Annotated in this window: 16 protein-coding genes; 14 read left to right on the top strand and 2 right to left on the bottom strand. The window is 39.5% G+C overall.

Annotated features, from left to right (window positions below):
• The first annotated feature begins 172 nt into the window (after positions 1-172).
• From E6139_RS07260 to E6139_RS07230, 7 genes are all read left to right on the top strand, one after another.
• Positions 173-1099: an ATP-binding cassette domain-containing protein gene (locus E6139_RS07260; protein WP_316402398.1), complete on the top strand. Its 927-nt coding sequence runs from the start codon at positions 173-175 to the stop codon at positions 1097-1099.
• Positions 1096-1851 (top strand): ABC transporter permease, encoded by a 756-nt coding sequence (locus E6139_RS07255; RefSeq protein ID WP_316402397.1) that lies wholly within the window; start codon positions 1096-1098, stop codon positions 1849-1851. The genes E6139_RS07260 and E6139_RS07255 overlap by 4 nt, the downstream gene beginning before the upstream one ends.
• 26 nt (positions 1852-1877) lie before the next feature.
• Positions 1878-2210, top strand: coding sequence for a PadR family transcriptional regulator (locus E6139_RS07250; protein ID WP_316402396.1), 333 nt, complete (start codon positions 1878-1880; stop codon positions 2208-2210).
• On the top strand, positions 2203-2568 hold the full coding sequence (locus E6139_RS07245) for a DUF1048 domain-containing protein (protein WP_316402395.1): 366 nt from the start codon (positions 2203-2205) through the stop codon (positions 2566-2568). Before E6139_RS07250 ends, E6139_RS07245 begins: the two co-directional genes overlap by 8 nt.
• 778 nt (positions 2569-3346) lie before the next feature.
• On the top strand, positions 3347-4408 hold the full coding sequence (locus tag E6139_RS07240; protein WP_316402394.1) for a hypothetical protein: 1062 nt from the start codon (positions 3347-3349) through the stop codon (positions 4406-4408).
• Positions 4405-5640, top strand: coding sequence for a hypothetical protein (locus E6139_RS07235; protein ID WP_316402393.1), 1236 nt, complete (start codon positions 4405-4407; stop codon positions 5638-5640). The genes E6139_RS07240 and E6139_RS07235 overlap by 4 nt, the downstream gene beginning before the upstream one ends.
• Positions 5640-6302: an ABC transporter ATP-binding protein gene (locus E6139_RS07230; protein ID WP_316402392.1), complete on the top strand. Its 663-nt coding sequence runs from the start codon at positions 5640-5642 to the stop codon at positions 6300-6302. The genes E6139_RS07235 and E6139_RS07230 overlap by 1 nt, the downstream gene beginning before the upstream one ends.
• Positions 6303-6758: 456 nt before the next feature.
• Here E6139_RS07230 and E6139_RS07225 read toward each other — a convergent pair whose 3' ends face one another.
• Entirely contained in the window at positions 6759-7772 is a 1014-nt protein-coding gene (locus E6139_RS07225) for a helix-turn-helix transcriptional regulator (protein WP_316402391.1), read from the bottom strand.
• 215 nt (positions 7773-7987) lie between these two features.
• On the opposite strand from E6139_RS07225, the gene E6139_RS07220 reads away from it, so the two are divergent.
• The 6 genes from E6139_RS07220 to E6139_RS07195 all read left to right on the top strand — a co-directional run bounded on the left by E6139_RS07220 (position 7988) and on the right by E6139_RS07195 (position 16930).
• Positions 7988-9340, top strand: a complete 1353-nt coding sequence (locus E6139_RS07220; protein WP_316402390.1) for a PTS sugar transporter subunit IIC — start codon at positions 7988-7990, stop codon at positions 9338-9340.
• Between the two features lie 75 nt (positions 9341-9415).
• Positions 9416-12022: a family 78 glycoside hydrolase catalytic domain gene (locus E6139_RS07215; RefSeq protein WP_316402389.1), complete on the top strand. Its 2607-nt coding sequence runs from the start codon at positions 9416-9418 to the stop codon at positions 12020-12022.
• A 76-nt stretch (positions 12023-12098) separates the two neighbouring features.
• Positions 12099-13994: an FAD-dependent oxidoreductase gene (locus E6139_RS07210; RefSeq protein WP_316402388.1), complete on the top strand. Its 1896-nt coding sequence runs from the start codon at positions 12099-12101 to the stop codon at positions 13992-13994.
• A gap of 230 nt (positions 13995-14224) precedes the next feature.
• The gene (locus tag E6139_RS07205) at positions 14225-15043 is read left to right on the top strand and encodes an efflux RND transporter periplasmic adaptor subunit (RefSeq protein ID WP_316402387.1); all 819 of its coding nucleotides are present in this window, start codon (positions 14225-14227) and stop codon (positions 15041-15043) included.
• Positions 15040-15726 (top strand): ABC transporter ATP-binding protein, encoded by a 687-nt coding sequence (locus tag E6139_RS07200; RefSeq protein WP_316402386.1) that lies wholly within the window; start codon positions 15040-15042, stop codon positions 15724-15726. The genes E6139_RS07205 and E6139_RS07200 overlap by 4 nt, the downstream gene beginning before the upstream one ends.
• Positions 15716-16930: an ABC transporter permease gene (locus E6139_RS07195; protein ID WP_316402385.1), complete on the top strand. Its 1215-nt coding sequence runs from the start codon at positions 15716-15718 to the stop codon at positions 16928-16930. The genes E6139_RS07200 and E6139_RS07195 overlap by 11 nt, the downstream gene beginning before the upstream one ends.
• A 59-nt stretch (positions 16931-16989) precedes the next feature.
• Here the strand turns inward: E6139_RS07195 and E6139_RS07190 are convergent, their stop codons facing one another.
• Entirely contained in the window at positions 16990-18018 is a 1029-nt protein-coding gene (locus E6139_RS07190) for a Gfo/Idh/MocA family oxidoreductase (RefSeq protein WP_316402384.1), read from the bottom strand.
• An 88-nt stretch (positions 18019-18106) separates the two neighbouring features.
• Here E6139_RS07190 and E6139_RS07185 point away from each other — a divergent pair, with 88 nt between their 5' ends.
• Positions 18107-18955: a MerR family transcriptional regulator gene (locus E6139_RS07185; protein ID WP_316402383.1), complete on the top strand. Its 849-nt coding sequence runs from the start codon at positions 18107-18109 to the stop codon at positions 18953-18955.
• Positions 18956-19158 lie beyond the last annotated feature (203 nt).

The following is a 19158-nucleotide window of genomic DNA, read 5'->3' as shown; positions in this document are numbered from 1 at the left end:
AACTTAATTATTTGTTTTGGTTAACGAAAGTATAATGGATGGTTAACGAGATGTAAAGAAAAAATTTTAAAGTTTTTCGGTACTTAGTAGAACAAAGTAGTTGACAATTCCAGTACTTAGTTATACATTATACTTGTACTTAATAATACTTAGTACAGAAGGAGCGAATATCATGGGAAATGCAATTGAAGTGGTGGATCTGGAAAAATCTTTTTCTGATCACAAGGTAATCGACGGTATAAATTTTAATGTAGCTTCTGGGAATATTTTTGCATTGTTGGGAACGAATGGTTCGGGGAAAACAACGACAGTCAAAATGATGACAACACTATTGAAGCCTGATAAGGGTGAAATTAAGATAGATGGTTTAGATGTGCTAACACAAATAGGCGAGGTTCAAAGCGAGTTCAGCTTGACGGGACAATTCGCGGCGGTGGATGAAGTATTGACCGGACGAGAAAACTTAGTGCTTATCGCGAAGCTGCGGCACTTGACTGATTATAAGCAAAAAGTCGATGAATTATTAACGGAGTTTGATTTGCAGGAAGCGGCAGATCGCCCGACACAAACTTACTCCGGCGGGATGCGGAGAAAACTAGATTTAGCTATGAGCTTGATCGGCGCACCAAGAATTCTCTTTTTAGATGAACCGACGACAGGACTTGATCCACAGGCGCGGGCGACTCTGTGGCAAATGATCCGCAGCTTGAAAAAAGCCGGGGTCACGATTTTCTTAACGACCCAGTATTTGGAGGAAGCCGAACAGCTCGCAGACACGGTGGCAATCTTAAATCGCGGCAAGATCGCGCTGCAAGGAACGGTGGCAGAGGTGAAGAAACATTTGCCGAAAGAAACGCTGGAGCTGACTTTCGCGGATGAAGAAACTTTAGCACGAGCAGCCGAACTGGTAGGCGGAAAGGTCAATCATGAAGAACTATCGCTAGTCGTCACGACCAACAATGAAGTGGCACGAATCACCGCTGTTTTAGCACAGCTGCAGGAAGCAAATATCACTATTTTAACATTCACACAAAAACAATCCACATTAGACGATGTCTTTTTCTACATTGTGGGGGATCAAGGAGAGGGAGAAAAATGAATGTACTGACAGATACGATGACCCTGACTGGCCGGATGATGAAGCATATGACGCGAAGCATCGATACTGTGATCACGGTCGTGTTGATGCCGATCATGTTGATGCTGGCGTTTATCTATATTTTTGGCGGAGCGATGACGATTCCGCAAGAGACGTATAAAGGGTTTATTGTGCCGGCAATTTTACTGTTTACGATCGCCAGCGGGGTTGGTTATACCTCGTTTCGCTTGAAAGGCGATATTCAAAATGGCATTTTCGAACGGTTTCATTCGATGCCTGTCGCAAAATCGGCGATTCTTAACAGTCATGTGATGACGAGTGTTGTGTTTAATACAGTTTCGGCGTTGATTGTTTTATTGGTAAGTTTTTTGATTGGTTTTCGTCCGAAGGCAGATGATTTGGAATGGCTGGTGGCATTCGTGCTGCTATTGGTGGTTACGTATGCGTTGTCATTGATTGCCGTGATTTTCGGTTTGGTAGCCAAGAGTATGGAAGGTGCGAGTGTTCTTTCCTACTTATTGATCGGTTTATTATTTATCAGCTCCGGCTTCGTGCCAACGGATACTTTGCCGAAAGTATTGCGGGGATTTGCGGATTATCAACCGATGACACCGATCATTAATTCATTGCGTTCGATCTTGACGAATGGGACGATTCCGTCAGATATTTGGGTCGCTTTTGCCTGGGGGATTGGCGCAATCGTGGTTTTCCAAGTATTATCAATGTATATCTATCGAAAAAAATTGCGGTAGACAGCGAACTGGGAAGGATGATCAAGATGGAAGGCATTACCGGAATGCTGAAGGGTGTGCTGGAGGGGATGATCTTGGAGATCATTAATCAGCATGAAACCTACGGCTATGAAATCACGAATAATTTACAAGCGCACGGCTTTGACGATATTGTGGAGGGCACAGTTTATACCGTCTTATTACGGTTAGAAAAAAAGAATCTGGTGACCGTCACGAAAAAGAAATCATCATTAGGTCCGATGCGGAAGTTTTATACTTTGAATGAGGCAGGCAGAGAAGAATTAGCGTTGTTTTGGCAACGTTGGGCATTTATCTCTGGTCAAATCGATAAATTAAAGGAGAGTCAGAACGATGAGTGATAAAAATGTATTTGGCTATTTCAAAAGGGTTTATACAGACAAAGCAGAATATAGGAAGCAGATGGCTGGATTAAAAAAATTGCCTCATGAGTATCAAGTGGTTTATAAAGAAATACAAAACTTTTTATGGGAATTCACAGCGGGGGACGGCATGGATATGCTAACGCCAATGTATGAACTGCTGGCCTTTTTCGAAGAAGGAGCTAACAATAATGTTCCTGTATTGGAATTAGTTGGCGAGGATGTTGGCGAATTCGCGGAAAACATGCTGCATGATATCCAAGCGAAAACCCGGATTGATGAATTAAAACGAAAGATGAATGAGCGGGTCGCAAAAGAAATTAATAAAGAAGATTAATAGAGAGCATTGTCAGGAAATTAGCTGGCAATGCTTTTTTATTTATTAAAGGGAGTATAAAATATCGAGTGCTCAAAAGTTGATGAAATCAATCTTTTGAGCACTTTTCATTTGATCAAAACAAAAACACTAAATATTTTCTTCTTCATAAAATAAATGAATATTTCTTTCATATTATCGACTTTACTAGACTACTGAAATACGAGAAAAAGCATTTCAGTAAAAAAATTCTTGAAAGCTGTATTCAGAATGGTTTATTTCAAGAAGAACTTAAGTATTTTTAAGTTTATTCGTTGTTGTCTTTAAAGTCATTCAAAGATGTTTATCTCACTAATTACTTCCCCCGTTTTACATTCCATCAATGATAATCACAATAAAAAAGCAGGACAAAATAATAAATCTGAAGCTTTTGATATAAAAAAAGAAATACCATATTTCTTTTTTTGTTCCTAATTCTTGGATTGGAATTTCAAAATTTGATTCAGTACCATTAAACCATAGATAGATAAAAACAAATTTTTATTATTACTACAACACCTTATCTGCTTAGGCTACAGGAAGTACTAATGCTCAGGGAGGATATGGTTATAATACACAATAGACTATCCCGCATTAGAATCAATACTAGTATGAATACCTTTTTCGCTTAATTGTTCAGTTACCAACATGTAAAGCAAGACAAAGTGATATGTTTTGGTTGCAAGTTTAACTCCTTCCATTGTTAAACTTGCAACTAGAACTGTTTTAAATACTGCCGATTGAAAAAGGAGAAGTTATTATGCGTAATATATTAAATAATAAATTATTGTTTTTTATTTTTTTTGGAACCTTCCTTATTACTCTTTATCTATTTAATAATGTTAATGAGCAAGGACGATTTTATGAAGAAAATAGAGACTATTATCAAATGAAAATTAAATCAGACTTTTTAACGGGAATACCTTATGAAAAATCAAACTTACTTACTGGAATAGAAAAGCTAACCTCTTCCTCGTCAATCATTGAATTTGATTTACCAAATTATAATGTACAAAGTAATACAAAGATTATCCTTCCCCAAAGATCGCTTAAAAATCCACTCATGGCAGAAGGGAAATACTTCGATACTGAGGATACTCGAGCAGTAGCTGTTATTGGAAAAGATGTTTTTGAAACATTATCTCGATCTGAAAGAAAGACAAGAAGACTCAATATTTTAGGAGAAAATTATCGTGTAATAGGCATTTTAAAGAATTCTCCTTATAATGAGTCAGTACTCATAAATGGAAATCATGCACTAAGTAGGAAAGAGGTTTCTTCATTAGTAAGAAATATGTCAATTCTCTCACCCTTCCTGAACCAATCTAATCAAGAGCTTATATCAATTAAGATGTTTTTTGGCTATCCACCTCCTGATCCTAATAATGGTCGTCGATTTGAAGTACAGCCTGACGCTGAAAATTTCACCAAGATGTCTGGAGATTTTAAAATCTTTGCTATTGAGCTGTTCATTGTTGCTGTACTTTCCATAGCTATTCAATACTATCAAAAATTTGACTACTGGAAAAAGGAGATTGGAATCAGGAAAATGATTGGAGGCACAACCTTAGGTATTATCAGAACAACATTTTCCAAATATTTAAGTTTGTTATCCGTTGCATTTATTGCTGCGGTTCTCATCTTTTTAGTATCAATTCAGTACTTTTCTTTAGGTACTGACTATGGTCTGACAGTAGCTCTTAAGTCTTGTTTAGATGTTGGCGGACTATATTTAGGCTTATTAATAATTCTTTTACTGTCAACAACATTTTACGTTAAACGAATGTCGATTATATCGATACTGGCAGGTGAAGACGAATGAGATATTTTAAGTACATTTTATCCGAGTTGACAACATTTACTATTATCAGAATTTGTTTAGTAGTAGCTTTAGGAATCACCTGTTTCAATTGCATTCAGTTTTTCGATTCATACTTTAATTATTCAGATAACAAAAAGATGATTGAAGAAAAGATTGGAAACCAAGCGGTCTACAGAATTATTGATAATAAAGGAAGCGCTTTTTCAAGTAATGCTAATTTTAGGGTGATTCAAGATCTGTCATCCTCTATTTCAAAAAAACCGTATTACTATGTAAAAAATCAAAATTTTATGACAGAAGACAAAAATTCTTTCTATCATGATGGAGAAGAAATACAATCTTCAAAAGGGTCTACAGTATATCGAACCAACTTACTAACCTTGAATCACGAATTGATGAAAAAGGAAGGATTAACATCGGATTTCTCAAAGAAGGATTTTACCGGGGAAACAAGCGGAGTGATTCTAGGTAACAGTTATCGAGAAAAGTACCATATCGGTGATACTATTGAACTTTCCAGGGCAACTGGTTCGTCGGAAATTGGAAGTGTTTCATTAGAAAATAAAAGCTTTAAAGTCAGAGGTTTTATACCGAAATCGAAGAAAATTATGGACTACAGTCAAGGTTCCAGCGAAGCCATCTCTTTAGATACTTATCTTATCTTGCCTTTGTCAAACAAAATGGAGCAAGATTCGAACGATGAATATGAACAGACACAGATAATGGATTACTTTTTCCTTCTTTCAAAAAAAGAGGATCAGAAAATTTCTTATTTAAATTTGGCACGAGAAATAAAAGAATTAGGTGATAAACACCAAATGTCAAATTTAATATTTCAAAATGATCAATCTCTCTTTTACTATGATTTACAGTTTTACACTGAAACTTTTGAGAGCCAGTCGATAATGATGGTTTTATTCTTTTGTTTTTCCGTCATTCAACTCGGCATCATTATATACTTCCTTTATAAAAAAAGAAGAAATGTATATGAGGTGTATTATTCGATTGGTTCAACAAAAAAAGAAATTTTCTTAATAGTTTTCCTTAGTTATGCTCTTCTGTTGGTGGCAGGTGTAACAGGACTCGGTGTTCTGAACGAACTATACTTATCCAAGCAATGGTCATTTCAAGGAATTCTATTTGGTACAGGAGTCTATTTTATTGCTCATATACTATTAATTTTTATAGCCGTGGGCAGGAACTTTATTAAGCCCAAAAGGAGGTTAAAATAATGATTGAGCTAAATAAAATTAAGAAGAATTTTTATCAAGGAAAAGAGACATTCACAGCCTTAAACATTGAAAATTTTTCATGTGAATCAGGGGAGCTATTAGCCGTTGTAGGAGAGTCGGGAAGCGGAAAAACAACGTTTCTTAATGTCTTGGGGCTATTAGATGATTTTGACGAAGGTAAGTATCTCTTCTCTAAAAATGATGTGTCAACTTGGTCGAAAAAAAATCAAGCCAGAGTGAGGAATCAAAAAATTGGGTTTGTCTTACAAACCTTTGGACTCCTCAATGATTACAAAGTGAAAGAGAACATTCTATTGCCGACTACCTATCTTCCGAGAAAAGATAGGCTAGAAAAACAAAATAATTTAGCTAAGATAACTAAGTATTTAGGAATCAACAACCAGTTAGCGAAATATCCTCATCATCTTTCTCGCGGACAGCAACAGAGAGTAGCAATTGCCAGGGCACTGATCAACGATCCCTCTATCATTTTAGCAGATGAACCCACCGGTAATTTAGACTCTAAAAATTCTGAAGCCGTTATTGACCTGCTTATCAAAGAAAATCAGAAAGGAAAAACGGTTATCATTGTTACTCACGAGCAGAATATTGCAGATCGATGTACACGGCAAATTAGGATTCATGATGGATCGATAGTTTAGCGTCAAGGATTTGTCAAATGATCCTACAGAAGAACCGAAAATGCTTCCCATTATCCATCAGGTTCCAGTTCTAGAATCAGACTCTAATGAATCCTATTCCTAATTTCGTTAGGGGTATACTTGGTTTGTACTCAGATTTTGGAATTTTTTTTATGGAGAATACTTGCAATAGTAGGAATGGTCTATTTAGGAGTATTCAGGCTTGATGAAACGGAGATGTATATTGTTGGTAATGTAGGTCTTATCTTCTCTGGGTTGTTCAATCGGCGATGACGTCGGCGAATTCGCGGAAAACATGCTGCATGATATCCAAGCAAAAACCCGTGTTGCAAGAGAAATTAATAATGAGAAGTAAGAAGCAGCAGCGTTGGGAATAATCCTAACGCTGCTGCTTTCCTGTATTCACTGCAAGGCGCACTCTTTTTTATTGATAAGATTTTCGTAATCTCATTGATCCTATAATGAATCGCCCAATTGCTGCAATCTTTTTCTATAATCTTTTGGAGATTCGTGGAAGACGGCATAGAACTTTTTGTAAAAAAAATTGATATTTTTGTACCCAGATTGTTGAATAATGGCTTCGATTGATAAATCAGTGGTTCTAAGGAGTGTTGTGGCTTGATTCAAACGGATTTCTTGAATTAGATCGATGAAGGATTTCCCAACATTTTTCTTAATGAAGCGACTAAGGTAATTGCTATTGAAATTAAAAACCCGGGCAAGATCGCTGAGCGTACAATTTCCTTGTCTTTGTTCGATATAAGTTAAGATATCGCCGATATATAATTGATTGTGACTTTGATAATATTGAACTTTTTTCTCGTGAAATGATCGTAGCAGTTCGGAAAAGATAATCATCATGTAGGTATCAATTACTTCTTTTGAGAATATAGAAGGTTCAAGGTAATGGGTTAGGATACCGAAAATCGCATCTTCAATAAACTCATGGTTCACCGTTTCAAAAACAATGAATTGATTGTGTTTTTGATCCTCTGAAAGAGCATCAATTGCAAATTTTGAAAGAGTACTATTATGAGCGATCTTACTCACCATTTTGGTTGAGAAATATTCTCTTTTGATCAAAATATTGATTAAGATATCCTTCTCTGCTGTATCCAGAATTTGATGGATTACGCCAGTGTCCAATAAACAAAAGTCTCCTTGGTTCAAAGAGATTTTTTCTGAATTGATAACCATGTCGATTTTTCCTGAATACACATAGCACATTTCAATATAATCATGTGAATGGGGAGGTAAGCTTGAGAAGCGGGCATGCTTAACGATCAATAGCTGACTGTCATTTAGAAAGTCGCGCATTTTTTCATTTTTTGATATCGCATGATCCAAGGTCTTGTTATAAGAAAGTTCTTCATTCGTTTCTATATTAAACGGATCGGACTTCTGACTAAGAGCGCTGCGCTCAGTGTCCGTATAGCTGAGAAGGTAGTCTCTTATTTGTTGTTTATTCATACGTATTCTTCGCTCCTTTTATCCAGTCGGTAACTTCACACGGTTTAGTGTTTCGCTATTTTTGATATCTTAGCATTTGTTTCATAAGTAATAAATGGTTAGTGTTTTGGTTTTTTATGGTCATTGAACATCTGTCTGAATCTCTTATAATAAGGTTATGGTAGCGCTACCGAAATGATACTCTGATCAGCAAAATAAGTCAAAAGGAGAAAAATATGAATAAGAATAAATTGACCTTTAGTGACAAGTTTCAGAGCAAGTTGGGGATGTTCGCTGATAAAGTCAATAAGAATATTTATGTAATGGCAGTTCGTGATGCGATGTTAGCCTACATGCCGTTTACCTTTATTGGATCGATCTTTCTAATTATTGCCTTTTTTCCAATTGTACAAGTAACCGATTTTATCACCTCGATTTTTGGTCCGACATGGGTAGACAAACTGCTTTATGTTAACAACGCGACCATCGCAATTGGCGGTCTGATAGTGGTTATTTCTTTAGCTAAAAGTTTGGCAGAAAAACTGGAAACCGATGTATTGCAATGTATTTTAACAGCTCTTGTTTCATTTATATTGTTAACGCCTCTTGATGTTACTGATACTGGCAGCTTCATCAGTATGACGAAAATTGGTGCCCAAGCGATGTTTTTGGGGATTATCGTTAGTATTGTTACGGTACTTACCTATAAAAAGATTGATGAGAAAGATATCAAGATTAAAATGCCGGCAACTGTGCCGCCAGCGGTCTCAAAACCTTTTGAATCAATCATTCCTTCCTTTATTGTTGTGACGCTTTTCTTTGTTATCCGTCTCATTTTGGAGCTCGGCTTACATACAGAGGCGATGTTACTCATTAACAGTACGTTAGGCATTCCTTTAACAATGGTCGGCGGTTCAGTAGTAGGGATGGTTTTTATTAAAATATTTGAGCAGTTTCTGTGGTTCTTTGGTTTACATGGTAGTTCAATCGTTCAAGCGATCACCGATCCGATTCATCAAGTTTTAGAGGATCAAAATAGAGCGGCGACGATTGCGGGTGAACTTCCACAAAACATCATAAATATGAGCTTCAAAAATCATTTCACCTCAATTGGTATTATCGGTTCAATCATTGCGATTATTCTGATAGCTAAAAGCCGTCAGTATAAAGAGGTGGGGAAAATTGCTGGACCACCCTATATATTTAATATTGGAGAGCCAACATTATTTGGTGTCCCTTTGATGTTGAATGTCAGCTATATTATTCCTTTCTGCTTAGGCAATGCCTTGAGTACAGTTATTGCATATGCTGCCTTTGCCTTGCACTTGGTTCCAATTCCTACCGGAGTAGCACAATTACCGTGGACAACGCCAATTTTGATTAGCGGTTATTTCGTCACGGGAAGTATCTCAGGAGCTCTTCTTCAACTGGTTCAGCTGGTTGCTTGTGTTCTGCTCTGGATGCCGTTTGTAAGAATGGTTGATCGAAAAATTTACTTAGAGGAACAAGGGGAAGATATATCACAAGTTAGTCAAGGAATCGTAGAGCAAGAACTGGAAACAAAGGAACAGGAAGCAACGGTAGAATAACAGGTTGTCTATTCACGATCATTGATCTTAGAAAATGGTAGTGAGTAGGCAATTTTATTGAAAGTGGTGAGATGATTGAATGATATACAACTAAAAGTTAATGGACAAGTAAATCCGCTGAATATTGACTTAACAGAACCAATCTTAGTAACTTGGAAAGTATTTGGACAAACGAGCTATTCGCTGGAGCTTCTTGACAATAAGCAGCGAAGTCTTTTCAAAGTTGAGGAGAATTCAATTAAACAAGAACAGCAGATTGATTTACCTAATCACTCTGAACGCAGAGGGTATACGGTTAAGCTTGTGTGTTACAAAGAACACCAGGAAATTGCCCATATAAGCGGTGAATTTTATACGAAAAACCATGAATTGCAGCAAGCAAACTGGATCACTCGATTAGACAATCCAATCGAGAAGGAAAATCTATACTTCAATGATAAGCCGAATATTGTTTTGAAAAAACAGGTTGAGTTAAAAGGAAAATCTCAAGCAGCTTTTATCGATATCTGTGGTTTAGGTTATTATACCTTGAAAATCAATGGACATAGAATTTCGGATGCTTACTTAAATTCAGATGTCACGAGTTATGACCAGAGAATTTATTACGATACCTATCGGATAGACGACTATCTGGTCGTTGGTAAAAACACATTCACAGTCGAATTAGCCAATGGCTGGTACAATCCAGCGCCTATCTTGATTTTAGGCAAATACAATATTAGAAAGCAGCTTGCAATCGGTAAGCCTACGATGATTTGCGACATACGAATCGAAATGCCCACTTACTCTGAACGAATCATTTCAGATACGGATTGGAAGAGTTCCTGTGGACCGTTTCTACAAAATGATCTTTATATTGGAGAAGTCTTCACGGATCAGATAATGCCTACTGCGAATGTTCGGGAACAAACCGTATGTATTTCGGGACCGACAGGGGAACTGGTTCCTAGCTTCATTCCGAAAATCACTCGTCAGGAAAAAATAGTTCCGCATTCGATTATTGAAAATGAACAAGGATGGGTCATTGACTTCGGACAAATTATCAGCGGTCAGTTGGCTTTTACGCTGCCTGCATCAATGACTGGTATTGTTGAAATCACTTATGGGGAAGCGATCGACGAAACGAATCAGCTAGATTATGCCTCGACGATCAGCGGTACTTATGGACAATTGAAGGGAAAAGAGTTTCATCAATTGATCATCCAAAAAGATCAGATAATTAAAAAGAGACAAAAAGCTTTATCCTTCAGCAACCAGTATACCTATCACTCGTTTCGATATGCTTTTGTAAGAAAACAAACGAACATCGATACTTTTCCTCTAGAAGAAGTACATGCTTATCGTATTTTTTCTGCGGTGGAAGTTATCACTGAATTTGACTCTTCTTCAGACAAACTCAATCAGCTCTGGCAAGCGGCCTTAAATACCCGTCAAAATAACATGCATTCGTATTTTGAAGATTGTACAAGAGAGCGCTTTGGTTACGGCGGAGATGTCGTAGCACTCTTATCTTCCCATGTAGCGACGAGTAATATAAAGGATCTTGTCAAAAAAGTATTTCTTGATTTTGTAGATGCTCAGATAGCTGATGGCGGAATACCTCAAACAGCTCCTTTTGTGGGGATCATGACAAATGGTCCATCGAATAATGCAGGCTCATTGGGCTGGCAGTTAGTATTACCGACTCTTGCACAGTCTTTGTGTGAAAATTATCACGAAGAGGTGTTTGTCCAGCAGTATCAAAACATCTTAGACAAACATATACAGTATTTGCTGCGCTTTGATTTTTCATTTATACGCGCCTGTTGTCTGGGAGACTGGGGAGCGATTGATTCACAAGAAGAAGACGGTGTTATCTCCTCGCCGGATCAATCCTTTTGTACAGGATGTATGTATGTGATCCTGTTGAATGCTTATCTCAAATTGATAGCTGAGGGTATTATTCCGCCAACTCATTTCGCAAGTCTAAATAAAAAAATGACGATTGCCAAACAAACGCTACTTGAAGATTTCAATGTTGAGACAGGTGATTTTGCCGGGGGAACACTTTCCAGCGACATTTTTGCCATTCAGGCTGGCTTGGTAGAGGAGGAAGATCGAGAGCGGCAAATGACTCATTTAATCAATAAAATTAAGAAAAATGATACGATCTTTTCCTTTGGTATTTTTGGCATGTCGTGGGCATATGAGCTTCTTTTCGAAGCTGGAGAGAATCAACTCATCTATGACTGGCTGATGCGAGAGAATAGTCCCAGCTACTATGACATGTTGAAAACTGGAAATGCCGCCTTAGCAGAATACTTCCCTATCCCCACTCAGAAAAAAAGACAGCCTGGTTCGCTGAATCATGCGATGTTCTCATCGTATTCCAACTGGTTTGTGAAAGCATTGTTGGGATTACAACTTACAAATCATCAATTGGAAATTAATCCAGCTATTGATTTGCCAATTGAATGGATAAGTGGATCAATTAAAACGGAAGTAGGAAAAGTAGCAATCAATTATCAAAAAATGCCTAAAAGTATCGTTATTGAAGTGAGAATTCCTAAAGAACTTCCTTATGTAGAAAAAATTAGTCAGAACTATGAACACAGTGAATCCTTCTTAATTGAAGGTGAAACCGAAAAAGTACTAACAATAAAGGTACCAATAAAGAAACCAATGAATGTTTCTTATTCGTGAGAAGAATTATTGCTACCCCAAATCAAACAACACAAATTTAAAGGATCGTTTGGAAAGGCAGAAAAGAGGGAAGGTCATGTTTAAAGAATTATTCTCACCAATAAAAATCAATTCAATGATGGTAAAAAATCGTATCGTCGCGGCGCCACTCAATGATACATTCGAGGAGAAGGCACTGGGGGGAGCAGGTATCGTCATTGCTGGACACACGATCGTAGAACCATATCGGTCCAGTTTCAAGAGTCCAGACGAACTGCCAGTTTTCAGCAAATATGAGTATGAACAGACTCGCAGAAAGATTTTGAAGATCCAACAAGCCGGTGCTAAGGCTTCTATTGAGATTTTTCATGGTGGAAGAGAGGCTCGCTGCTATGAATATGCGAAAGGTCCGTCCTCATATGTGAGAGCGGATGGCATTGAAGTAAGAGCGATGGACGAGGCCATGATGGATGAGACCTTAGACTATTATTACGAGGCAGCGAAAGAGGCCAAAGAGCTTGGTTTTGATACGATTTTTATGCATTTCGGCCATGGCTGGTTACCGGCGCAGTTTCTTTCGCCTTACTTTAATCAACGTAAGGATGAATACGGCGGCAGTTTGGAAAATCGCGCCAGATTTCCATTGCAAATATTGGAAACGGTCCGTAGAGCAGTAGGCAAAGAGTTTCCCATCGATATGCGGATCAGCGCCTATGAGTGGGTCGATGGCTCGATCGAATTTGAGGACGTGGTGGCGTTTATCCAGATGGCAGAAAAGCATATCGATATGGTTCAGATTTCGGCAGGATTGGATATGAATCGCGATGCGAATGTTCATATGGCAACAACTAATTTTGAACCGCTGATGCCCAATATTCATTGGGCAAAAGAAGTGAAGCAAAAGGTTCATATTCCTGTCAGTGTAGTGGGCGCTGTCTTATCACCAGAAGAAGCCAATGCTTTGATTGCTGATGGAGTGGTGGATTTAGTAGCTTTTGGACGCAGTTTCGTTGCCGATCCCTATTGGCCCAAGAAAGCGCTTGCCGGACATCCTGAGGATATTCACGCTTGTATCCGCTGTTTGCAGTGCTACCATATAGCGACCAATCATAAGAATGTAGGCTGTTCCGTCAATCCAAGATACAACAATGAAGACTTCATTTCCATGGAAATAAAACCTGCTAAACAAACAAAAAATATCGTCATCGTCGGTGGGGGACCGGCGGGTATTAACGCCGCAATTACTGCTGACAAAGCCGGTCATAAAGTCACTCTTTTAGAAAAATCGAATGCTTTAGGTGGACAGCTAAAATATGTAGCAAAAGAATATTTCAAAATTGAAATTGCTCGCTTGCTGAAGTTCTATCAGACACAAATCAATAAAAGCAAGGTGAACGTCCAGTTGAACACTGAAGCAACACCTGAGACGATTAAGGATTATCAGCCAGATGCTTTGATTGTTGCAGTTGGTGGGCAGGAGTTTATCTCACCCATCCCAGGCATTGATAGTGAAAATGTGTTAACGGGAACACAATCGATTGAGCAGGAAAAATTACTAGGTGATAAGATTGTTGTTCTTGGTGGCGGGACAATCGGTGCGGAAATCGCGCTTGAACTATCGTTGATCCATCATAAAACTGTCACACTGGTAGAGGTGTCAGAAGAGTTGGCCGCGCAAGGTAATGAGTTGTATAAAATCGCCTTGAAGCAAAAAATAAATCAGGCTGAAACATTATCTGTTCTTTTTAAAACAACGTGTAAAAAAATTGAGAAGAATCACTGCATCGTAGAGTCTAGTGATACAAATGAACAAATACTTGATTTCGATCACTTGATTGTTTGTACGGGTGTGCGGTCAAACCGTGAGCTCGCCGAGTCTTTTTATGGTCTTGCTGAGCAGACAGTGATGATTGGCGACTGCAATCGTGTAGGTAAAATAATGGATGCGACATTTGAGGGGTATACGATAGTGCAGAATCTATTTGATTACTGAGAGAAATCAATGACAGACACTTTATGGATCACGAGTGGTGCAAAGATATTGGGTCAAGAAGTTATACGACTTAACTGAAAACTTAAACCCATAAAAAAACAAATGTTCTTCGGTCTAAAGGACTAGTCGGAGTTTGTACTTTCGTTGGAAGCCGTTCCCTTTACTTTCCTCTAAAATTTATAGAGTAAACAAGTGAAAGAATTCTATAAAGGGAAGGAATGGCGTTAAAAATGAAAAAAATTCTTATTGGTATCGGAGTGTTGGTGGTTGCGGGGGCTGGTTTTTTTCTCTATCAAAACACCCAAGCAAATGCGAAAGATGATACCTCAGTGGAGATGTACCAAGTCAGCAAGCAAACGCCGCTGCATTTAAAGGGACAGGTCCAATCTACGAAAAAACAAACGGTTCTAGTGAACGCGGAAAAAGGACCGGTTCAAACGATTCACGTTAGCGAAGGGGACCATGTGACGAAGGATCAGATTTTAGTGACCTATCGCTGGGGTGAAGTGATTCGCGCGGCGAATGATTCAGTTGTGACATCGATGAATGAAGACGCGAAGAATGATCCACAGCAGGCTTTGATGGTCTTGAAGAGTGAAGAATCAGCCATCAAAGGAACGGTGACAGAATATGACCGTTCGAAGGTGGCTTTGAATGAACCGATCGAGATCAAGTATGCGAACAACGAAAAAACCGTTAAAGGAAAAATCATTTCATTAGCGGAAATGAATAATGAACCAACAAAAGAGGACACGAATAGCTTAGTAACCTACAATTATACAGCGGTTCCCGATGAAGCAATTCCTGTGGGCTATTCCGTTGAGTTGCTGATTCCTCGCAATGAAATTCATTTGCCGCTTAAGAGTGTAGTAGAAAAAGACGATGAACAAGCTGTTTATACGGTCGTTAAAGGGAAAGCGAAAAAACAGGCAGTAACTGTTGAAAAAGGCAATGGCTACTACATTTTGCGTGAAGGCTTGAATGAACACGACAAAATTATCAAAGATGCAAAAGGCGTCAAGGATGGGATGGATGTGACCGTTGAATGATTGTGATGGAAAATATCAACAAATTATACACAGCCGATCAGGAGCGCATCCATGTCTTGAAGGACATCAGTCTGACCATCGATGAGCACGAATTTGTCGCGGTGATGGGTCCGTCTGGCTCGGGAAAATCGACCCTGATCAATACCATTAGTTTTCTGGATGGGGATTTTGAAGGAACGTATCGCTTTGAGGGGGAGGACGCTTATCGTTTTAATGATGAGAAGCTTTCGGCGCTGCGAAACAAATCCGTGGGCTTCGTTTTTCAAGCCTTCCAGCTGATCGATAACAATACGGTGATGGAAAATGTGGCGCTGCCGCTGCTATATGGCGGGATGAAGCAGAAGCAAACCAAGCCGCTGGTGATGGAGGCTCTACGAAAGGTCGGCATCGCTGATAAATACAATAAACTGCCGAAGCAGCTTTCCGGTGGTCAGCAGCAGCGGGTAGCGATCGCCCGGGCAATCGTTGGCAATCCGAAATTTATCGTAGCCGATGAACCAACGGGGGCGCTAGATAGTCATACTTCTGAAGAAATCATGCAATTATTTAAACGTTTGAATGAGGAAGAGAAGGTCACGATCCTGATGGTGACCCATGACCCTGATGCAGCAGCCTATTGTCGGCGGATCATCACCGTAAAAGATGGTGAGATCTTGGAAGAAGGTGTTGCCCATGCGGTTTAGTGAAGTATGGAAAACCTCCTTCAGGGCAATCGGGAAAAATAAACGCCGCAGCTTTTTGACGATGATCGGCTTGATTATCGGTGTATCTGCCGTAATCACCGTCTTTTCAATTGGTCGTGCGTTTGAAAATTATGCGTCGGAATTTATCGGCTTGGATCAGTTTGACGGAAGCGTCGGGTATACCTATACACCGAAAAATGGGGACTTCTATGAGAATGGATTAGATGCGTTTACTGAAGAGGATATCAGTAAGATCGAGAGTATCCCTGGGGTGCAATCGGTGAGCTATTATGACAATTCCCGCAATGGCATCAAGTACGCGGATCAAACCTTTGATGATGTTGGGAATGATGGTCGTTGGAATTGTTTCAAATTATTGAAAAATGAAGGGAGCGAGGTCCTGTATGGTCGTCCGCTTCAATCCAGCGATTATTACAATGAAAATCCGGTTGTCGTGATTGATCAAACAGCGGCAAAAGCGATTCAAAAGGAAGAACCGGCTTCATTAGTGGGGCAAAGTGTTAAGATCGGCGGTCATTTGTTTGAAGTCGTCGGCATCATGGCAGATCGCAATGCAGGTTCACTTGTGTCAACACAGGAGGATTATGTGGTGGCGGAGGTGCCTGAAAATGCCTTCGAAAACTATTTCAATTCAGAAGATCGCAGCATGATTCAAGTAAAAATGAAGCAAACGGCCAATGTAAAAAATGTTTCGAAGGAAGCCGAAGAAACTTTAAAAAAATACGGGACTTGGAAAGAACTGGGAAGCTATAAGACTGAGGATTTAGCAGGACAAGTGGATCAATTACGGATGCTGTTAACCAGCATCACGCTTCTAATATCTGTGATCGGCGGAATCTCACTCTTTATCTCAGGGATCGGAGTCATGAACATGATCTACATCTCCGTTTCAGAACGGACCAAAGAAATCGGTGTCCGCCGAGCAATGGGCGGCACAAAAGGCAATATCATGATGCAATTCTTGCTGGAAGGGATCTCATTGACTTTAGTTGGCGGAACGATCGGCTATCTAATCGCGATGCTGCTAGGCTTTGCTATCAGTATGTTTACACCGTTGTCGGTGCGTCCAGATCTGTTCACGGTGACGCTGGCCTTTGGGTTATCAGTTGTGATCGGGATCGTCTTTAGCTGGTTGCCAGCGAAAAGTGCGGCGAAGAAAGATATTGTTTCGTTGTTGCGATAAATAGAATGAAAAATCATCGCCCGTAAACAGTTGGTTTACGGGCGATTTTCTCGTTCATCTTATAAATACAGATGCATTGGGTAAGTCATATAATCCGGTCCAGCAACTTTTTCTGCTGTAATGAAACCAGCCGGGGCTTTGATCACAGATGGAATCCGATTCACCATCGTCGCACAGGTATGAGCAACGGTATCGGGTTTATCTAATGAGAAGACCATATCCGGTTCGCCGGTGATCTCCCAATCACACATATCACCATCGGTTTCGCGATACACTTTTCCGATACATTCGACTTCCAGCTCGATGCCTTGATGGGTTTTGATCGTCGTCACAGCCGACATGCCGATCGCATCACCAGCCTTGATCGTTGCTCCCAATGTTTCTGAGTAAACATCTTCATCCAACGTGAATGGTACGCTCTTTTGAGATATGCTTTGGATCGTCCAGTTCATTTTTGAACAAATCGCTTCGCCGGCATTCCACATATAAGATGGCAGGCTTTCTGCTTGAGCGATTTCTTTGTCGAAACGTTCGAGATCATAGCCGGCACCATGGGCTTCAGCCAATGCCAAGCCGTAATCCTCCACGTTGTAACTAACGGCTCCTTTGACTTTCTTGATGTCATTCATCCCAGCCATCATCAGGCTAGGCATATTGATCCAATAAATATCCTGCATACCAGCACCCATGATCGTCACACCATTGTCTTTCGCCAACTTATCCAGCTTGTTGGTTTCGGCTGGGGAGGTATTCCATGGATAGATCGCTTCTTCACAAGTGGTGATCACATTGACCTTATTCTTCAAACACAATTCATAAAATTCGTACATTTCCGGCATGTAGCTAAAGATCGTCACTAAGGCAACATCTGCATCACAATTGTCAAAAACTTCCTGCGCATTATCCGAAATCTTGATTCCTGTAGCATACCCCAACTCCGCGAACTCACCAATATCTTTTCCAACAACCTCAGGGTTTGTATCAATCGCACCAACAATTTCAGCCCCATGTTTGTACAGATAATTGATGATTACCTTTGCCATCTTGCCGCACCCAAACTGAACAACTTTGATCTTTTGTAAACCCAATGAAATGTCCTCCTTTTTTATTGTGTTGTATTTCACAATAATAGTATAATGTCTATAGTAACTATAGAGTCAAGGGAGAGTTTGTGGAATGTTTGCGAAAATGAAGATCGGGCACTTTGCGAAGTACAACAATATCTCTGTTCAAACCCTGCGCTACTATGAACAGATCGATTTACTGCATCCGGCATTTATCGATGAAGAGAGTAATTACCGCTATTATCATATCAATCAATCGGCTGCCGTCGATAATATCCAATTTTTGAAGCAGTTCAATTTTTCATTGGAGGAGATCAAGCATATCATGAATGACACGGAGGGCTTGGCGGAGCTCAGCCAGACAGTCGAGCGGAAGAAAGAGGAGCTCTTGGAGCAGCGGGCTGCCTTAGATCAGCAGCTTGAAGATATTGATTCCTTTCAGGCGGGAGCACTGATTTTTCAGGAGAAGAAAAACCAAACCGAGATCGAGGTGGCTCATTTTCCAGCTCGTCCGGTCTTGACCTATCCCATCGACAAAAATATTTATGAGATGTCAGATGAGGAATATGAATATTACTTACGTGCATTCAAGAATCATGTGAGTCAATTAAAAATGCCGATCGGCCGCTTTAATCGAGTAGGTTCGATTATGTCTAAGAAGCAATTTTTAGCAGAAGACTTTGTCTCGCAGGAGCTGTTCATTTTTACGCCAAGTCATTTTGATCATAAGGAAAGCCTGAAGAGCGGGTTGTACGCGACCTTTTATTGTCATTCCTTCAAGGAGGAGCTGCCGGCTTTGAGTCAGTTCAAAGCGGCGCTTCAGCAGGAAAATTATCAAATCGTAGGCGATTATGTCTGCGAAGTCGTCTATGAAAAAAATAAAACCGATGCCATGAATCGAAGGATGTTTATTCGGATGCAGATCCCAGTCAAGAAACGAGTAGAAAATTTATGGAAATAAATACAGTCTGTGACTGTATTTTTTTGTTATTTTGACAGTTATTTAAAACCGTTCAATAGTCAGTTCCATACCATAATCGTTGTGTTTTATTCATTTTTTTAAAAAATATAACGTCGAAAGGGTAGAAAAAAACGAGTAATGGGCTAGCTTTTTTCTTAACTGAGAGTTATTTTTAAATTATAAAGTTTGTAGAACGAGGGAAT

This window comes from Enterococcus sp. (genome assembly GCF_032555305.1).
Taxonomy (GTDB): Bacteria; Bacillota; Bacilli; order Lactobacillales; family Enterococcaceae; genus Enterococcus_A.
The sequence above is the reverse complement of the archived record's forward strand: the minus strand, read 5'-3'. Positions and strand labels throughout refer to the sequence as shown.

Excerpts from the sequence above, each read along its gene's own strand:
- E6139_RS07260 (WP_316402398.1), top strand. The coding sequence starts at position 173 with ATGGGAAATGCAATTGAAGTGGTGGATCTGGAAAAATCTTTTTCTGAT.
- E6139_RS07255 (WP_316402397.1), top strand. The coding sequence starts at position 1,096 with ATGAATGTACTGACAGATACGATGACCCTGACTGGCCGGATGATGAAG.
- E6139_RS07250 (WP_316402396.1), top strand. The coding sequence starts at position 1,878 with ATGGAAGGCATTACCGGAATGCTGAAGGGTGTGCTGGAGGGGATGATC.
- E6139_RS07245 (WP_316402395.1), top strand. The coding sequence starts at position 2,203 with ATGAGTGATAAAAATGTATTTGGCTATTTCAAAAGGGTTTATACAGAC.
- E6139_RS07240 (WP_316402394.1), top strand. The coding sequence starts at position 3,347 with ATGCGTAATATATTAAATAATAAATTATTGTTTTTTATTTTTTTTGGA.
- E6139_RS07235 (WP_316402393.1), top strand. The coding sequence starts at position 4,405 with ATGAGATATTTTAAGTACATTTTATCCGAGTTGACAACATTTACTATT.
- E6139_RS07230 (WP_316402392.1), top strand. The coding sequence starts at position 5,640 with ATGATTGAGCTAAATAAAATTAAGAAGAATTTTTATCAAGGAAAAGAG.
- E6139_RS07225 (WP_316402391.1), bottom strand. The coding sequence starts at position 7,772 with ATGAATAAACAACAAATAAGAGACTACCTTCTCAGCTATACGGACACT.
- E6139_RS07220 (WP_316402390.1), top strand. The coding sequence starts at position 7,988 with ATGAATAAGAATAAATTGACCTTTAGTGACAAGTTTCAGAGCAAGTTG.
- E6139_RS07210 (WP_316402388.1), top strand. The coding sequence starts at position 12,099 with ATGTTTAAAGAATTATTCTCACCAATAAAAATCAATTCAATGATGGTA.
- E6139_RS07205 (WP_316402387.1), top strand. The coding sequence starts at position 14,225 with ATGAAAAAAATTCTTATTGGTATCGGAGTGTTGGTGGTTGCGGGGGCT.
- E6139_RS07200 (WP_316402386.1), top strand. The coding sequence starts at position 15,040 with ATGATTGTGATGGAAAATATCAACAAATTATACACAGCCGATCAGGAG.
- E6139_RS07195 (WP_316402385.1), top strand. The coding sequence starts at position 15,716 with ATGCGGTTTAGTGAAGTATGGAAAACCTCCTTCAGGGCAATCGGGAAA.
- E6139_RS07185 (WP_316402383.1), top strand. The coding sequence starts at position 18,107 with ATGTTTGCGAAAATGAAGATCGGGCACTTTGCGAAGTACAACAATATC.